The following is a 4,438-nucleotide window of genomic DNA, read 5'->3' on the forward strand; positions in this document are numbered from 1 at the left end:
GAAGACGACGGTGTTGCGCAAGGCGTGCAGGAAGTCCGGTCCGGCGAAGAACAGGTCGTTGAAGTTCTTGAGACCCACCCACGCCGATCCGGTGATCCCCTCGGTCACGCTGTAGTCCTTGAAAGCGATCAGGATTCCGTACAACGGGCCGTACGTGAACAGCGCGAAGAGCGCGAACCCAGGCAGGAACATCAAGATGAAGTAGCGATGCCGCCAGTACGACCGGCCGAGAGCTCGCAAGCCCTTCTTCTTGGCGGACCTGGGCTCGGGTGGCGCCGTGATCGTCAACGCTGGTGTGCTCAGCATGGAGCCTCACCTGCGGTCGTGGCTGGTAACCGGAGCCCGGGTCGAGCGGATGCCTGCGTCACAACCGAGTTCACGCGATGGCGTGGCAGCCGACGCCGAATTCCAGCGCCCGGCTCACGGGTCCGCATGGTCGTGCTCTGGATCATGATCTGCGTCGCCTCTCGGTTGATTCGGTGGGCGCCGAAGTGTGAATGTGGGATACGAGCAATCTGTATATCAGCTCCTTTTGGGGGTGTCTAGACACCGGACAGAGCGGGTTGACGATCCGCAGACACAGCTTCGAATGGTAGATACGACCAGGTTGGCTGCGATATGCTACGCCCATGCTGCTTGAAAAAGTTCCCAGCCGAGGCACCCGCGCGGCAGCTCTGGATCGGATCCGAGCCTCCCTCGACTCACTGTCCCCATCCGAACGTCGTGTCGCCGAGCGCGTACTGAGCGATCCGGCCCAGGCGATCGCGCTGGCCATCGGAGAGTTCGCGGAGTTGTGCGGGGTAGCTCAACCCACAGTGTCCCGTTTCTCGCGCAGCGTCGGCTTCTCCAGCTATGTCGCACTCCGGTTGGGGGTGGCCGCGGACTTCGCCGCGGACGGAACCACTCCCGGTGCGGCGCCGACCGACGGGTTCGCCGTACTGGCCGGCACGCTGCGAAGCGACGCCACGGCATCCGAGGCGGCCGCCGCGGTCCGGGCCGCCTCGCGGGTCGAGATCTGGGCCTCACCGGTGCTAGGCGCGGCGGCCGATCTGCTGGCCACCAGGCTGGCCGGTCTCGACCTCGCCGCGAGTGCCACGGTCGCGCCGGCGCATTGCGCCGAACGTGCCGCGACGCTCCCCATGGGCACAGTCGTCATCCTGCTCAACGCGACCGGTGATGAAGACGTCTGGCTGGCCCCGATCGAGGCCGCCCGGGCGGCGCGGGCGCGCATCGTCTACGTGGCCGATCGCTCGGCGAACCGGCTGCTCAAGCTGGCCGACATGTTCATTCCGCTGCCGGACACGGCCGGGGTGGAGTTGACCGGGCCGTTGCTGGCGGAGATCTTCGCTGGACTGGTACGCGACCTGTCCGGCTACGTCGGGCCGCCGGGACCAGCCTCGCCCTGGCGGGCCTGGCCGCACAGCCGGGAGGTGCTGCTGGCGACCACCGGAGCGCCGACGCCCGCGATCCTGCTCAGCCAGCCCGAGCCCCGCAAGAAGCGATCTCTGGTCATCTTCTACGCCGGGGTCGGCGCGCGGAAGGAGGAGTTGGCGCCGCCGCGAACTCCGGCGGATTACGTGAGCCCGCACATGGTCGCCGCATTGCTCAACGCCGGCCACGACGTGCTGCTGCCTGACGCCCCTGGACACGGCGAGCGCAAACGCGTGTGGGAGGACACCTCCCAACTGTTCCGGGCCGGACTTCAGGGCCAGGGCCCGGACTATCTCGAAGAGATCAGCGGCGAGACGCCCGATCTCATCGACGCCGCCCTAACGCTCGGGGTGGTCTCTTCGCCCGCGCAGATCGCGGTCGCCGGCCAGTCTGGCGGCGGCATGCAGGCGCTGCTGAAGCTCGCCGCCGACTCCCGGATCGGCTGCGCAGTCGCCGTGATGCCCATCTGTGATTTGGCCGACCTGGACCAGTTCGCCGACCTGGGGACATCCGCCCGGGCCATCGCCGGCGGTCCGAGTCCCCGGATGGGCAACCTGGTGGCGCCGCGCCCGCTGCTTCTCATCGGCGGAGGCCAGGACACAACCGCGCCGGCGAGTCACATCCAGACGTTCCACGATGGCATCGCGCGGGCCTACAAACGTGCCGGGGCCGCGGACAATCTCAAGTACCTCTATCTGGAGGACGTCGCGCACACCTTCGATGCCCGGCAGGTGGATGCCATGCTCGAATGGCTGGACCAGCACCTGCGGCCTGTGGCGGCGGCCCCCCGCTCGCCGCGGCGCGCGGCGGCCAAGACGGCCAAGACGGCCAAGACGGCCAAGACGGCCAAGGCAGCCAAGACGGCCAAGACAGCCAAGACAGCCAAAACAGCCAAGACAGCCAAAAATCCGTGAGCCTACGCGTGTCCGAGGCGGCGGACGGCATCCTGATCGTCCTCGCCGATGAGCTGCGCCGACCCGGGTTTGACTGGCCGACCTCAGCGGTCCGGGCACCGGTGGAGTTCGGACCGGGGTGGGATCTCGAGGCCGGGCTGAGCGCATCGGCCGAGGATGGCCGGGCCGTATCGGTGCAGCTCAGCGACGTCAGAGACGCGGGTGCCGGATCGGTCTTGGCGAAGGTCCACCTGCTCGCGGACCTGCCAGCCGGACAGGAGCGCAGGTTCCGGATCAGCGCGGGTCAGCCGACTCCGCTGTCGCCGCCAGGTGTGCAGTCGGAGCGGGTAGGCGATGTGACGATCCTGGACAACGGGTTGCTCCGGGTTGAGGTGCCGACCAGCGGGTCACCTGAGGTGGTGCTGCGGTTGGGTAGTGCCACCCGGTGGCTCGGCTCGGCCCGACTGACGTTGGCGGCGCGCGGTCTGGAGGCGCGACTGGTCCACTCGGGGCCGGTATTCGTCGAGTACGCGCTGACGTATCGCTTTGCCGGCGGTCGCCGCTACCACCTCTCAGTACGATTGACAGCAGGGATGGAGTTCGTCGAACTTGACGAACGCATCGAGGGCTTCGAGCGCGGTGATGACGCCGCGCTGGTCTTCGACTGGGATCAGACCGAGTGGACCCACCGGTACTGCGCGAACCGACCCGACGGCCCGATCGACGGCCACGGCGGCGGCTACCGCGACTTCGCGTGGGAGGCCGTCGACCGTGGCCTGGGGCCGGCCGGAGCGCTGCCGATGGAGTTGGTGCCGTACCACAGCTGGCTCACTTGGTGGCGGGTGCCGGCGGTCGCGTTCTGGAACGAGTCCGACGACGTCTCGCTCGGGGTCTTCGTCGCCGATCACGAGCGGTGGGACGACGGTGAGTATGCGCTGTGGGGCTCCTCGGACACCCTCGCGGCGCGGTTCTTCTTCGACCGTGGGGTGCTGCGGTGGCGTTTTCCACTCGTCGCCGGTAGTCGGCGGACCGCCGTCGCCACCTTCCCGCACAGCCGCGACGTCGAGATCGTTGAGCGGACCGGCACGCCCCTGACCTATATCGACACGCTGCATCGATGGCATGGGTGGTTGCCACTGGACAAGGTCAAGGACTGGACGCTGGACCACGTCGAGCCGTCCGGAACTTATCCGCGCTTCTTCGACCCTCATCACCATGAATTCAGTGACGCGCCGGCCGACCGGCCAGCCTTCCTGGAGAGGCTGATCGCAGCTGAGACGCCCAGCCTCAACCTGATCCCGGACGGCGCGCCGCGGTCCAACCACGGGCCGGGTCCGGTGAGTTGCCGGGATGTCTTCCACCTGCTGGTCCCACTCTTCGACGAAACCGCGGGCGACCTGTCCGACGGGACGAGGCGGGATCTCGGGGCGGCGTACCAATTCCTGGCCTATGTGTTCCACGACGAGACGCTGATGCCGGTCCGTCGACTGCTGGCCGGGCACCCGAACTTCCTCACCGAGATACTCGCCGTCGCGGGGACGCTGCCGTTCCTGTTTCCGCACCACCCAGACGCACGCCTGATGGCAGATCATTTCGAGCGGGGCATCGCCCTGAATCTGAAATACCACACCCGCCCAGACGTGCCGGCCTGGCAGGCGCAGGGCGGCCGGTGGACGGAGAACCTCGGCTGCTACGTCTGGGGCCCGGTCGAGCTGATGGTGCTCTTCAGCCACCTGCTACGCCGACACTTCGACGGACACAACCGGCTGGCCAGGCCGGAGACCTCTGCCCTGGGGTACTGGTTACTCAACACCTTCTCCGCGCCCCTGGAGGCGTGGGGCGGCCGACGGACGCTGCCACCGCAGGGGGCGCACGCGACCGGCCGCCCGGCGCCCCGGGCGCTACGCGTTCTGGGGCAGGAGTTGGCACACTTCGATCCGCTCCTGTCCGAGTACCTGTTGTGGGTGGCGCCGGCCAGTACCCAGGACCGGGGGCCACGCGCGGAACGCAGCTATGACACGTGGGGTCATCTGCAGTCGGGCCAGTGGCATGACAACACCGGAACCGATCCGGAGCTCGAATCGGCGAAGTTCACTGGCTACGGATTCGTGTTG

2 protein-coding genes and 1 pseudogene are annotated in these 4,438 nt (G+C 67.9%); 2 read left to right on the top strand and 1 reads right to left on the bottom strand.

Going from position 1 to position 4,438, the window contains the following annotated elements; translation table 11 throughout:
* A pseudogene (locus VFG33_RS08665) lies at nt 1-306 on the bottom strand (sugar ABC transporter permease); the annotation flags it as partial.
* 323 nt (nt 307-629) lie between these two features.
* Between VFG33_RS08665 and VFG33_RS08670 the strand changes: the two are divergent.
* Together VFG33_RS08670 and VFG33_RS08675 are read left to right on the top strand one after the other, a co-directional pair.
* Nucleotides 630-2,345, top strand: coding sequence for a hypothetical protein (locus VFG33_RS08670; RefSeq protein WP_325024262.1), 1,716 nt, complete (start codon nt 630-632; stop codon nt 2,343-2,345).
* Nucleotides 2,342-4,438, top strand: a 2,097-nt coding sequence (locus VFG33_RS08675) for a hypothetical protein (RefSeq protein WP_325024264.1), incomplete at its 3' end; no start/stop codon positions are given. The genes VFG33_RS08670 and VFG33_RS08675, both read left to right, overlap by 4 nt.

It is taken from the genome of Kribbella sp. (genome assembly GCF_035687465.1).
Classification (GTDB): Bacteria; Actinomycetota; Actinomycetes; order Propionibacteriales; family Kribbellaceae; genus Kribbella.

Coding starts and splice junctions, on each gene's coding strand:
- VFG33_RS08670 (WP_325024262.1), top strand. CDS start 630: ATGCTGCTTGAAAAAGTTCCCAGCCGAGGCACCCGCGCGGCAGCTCTG.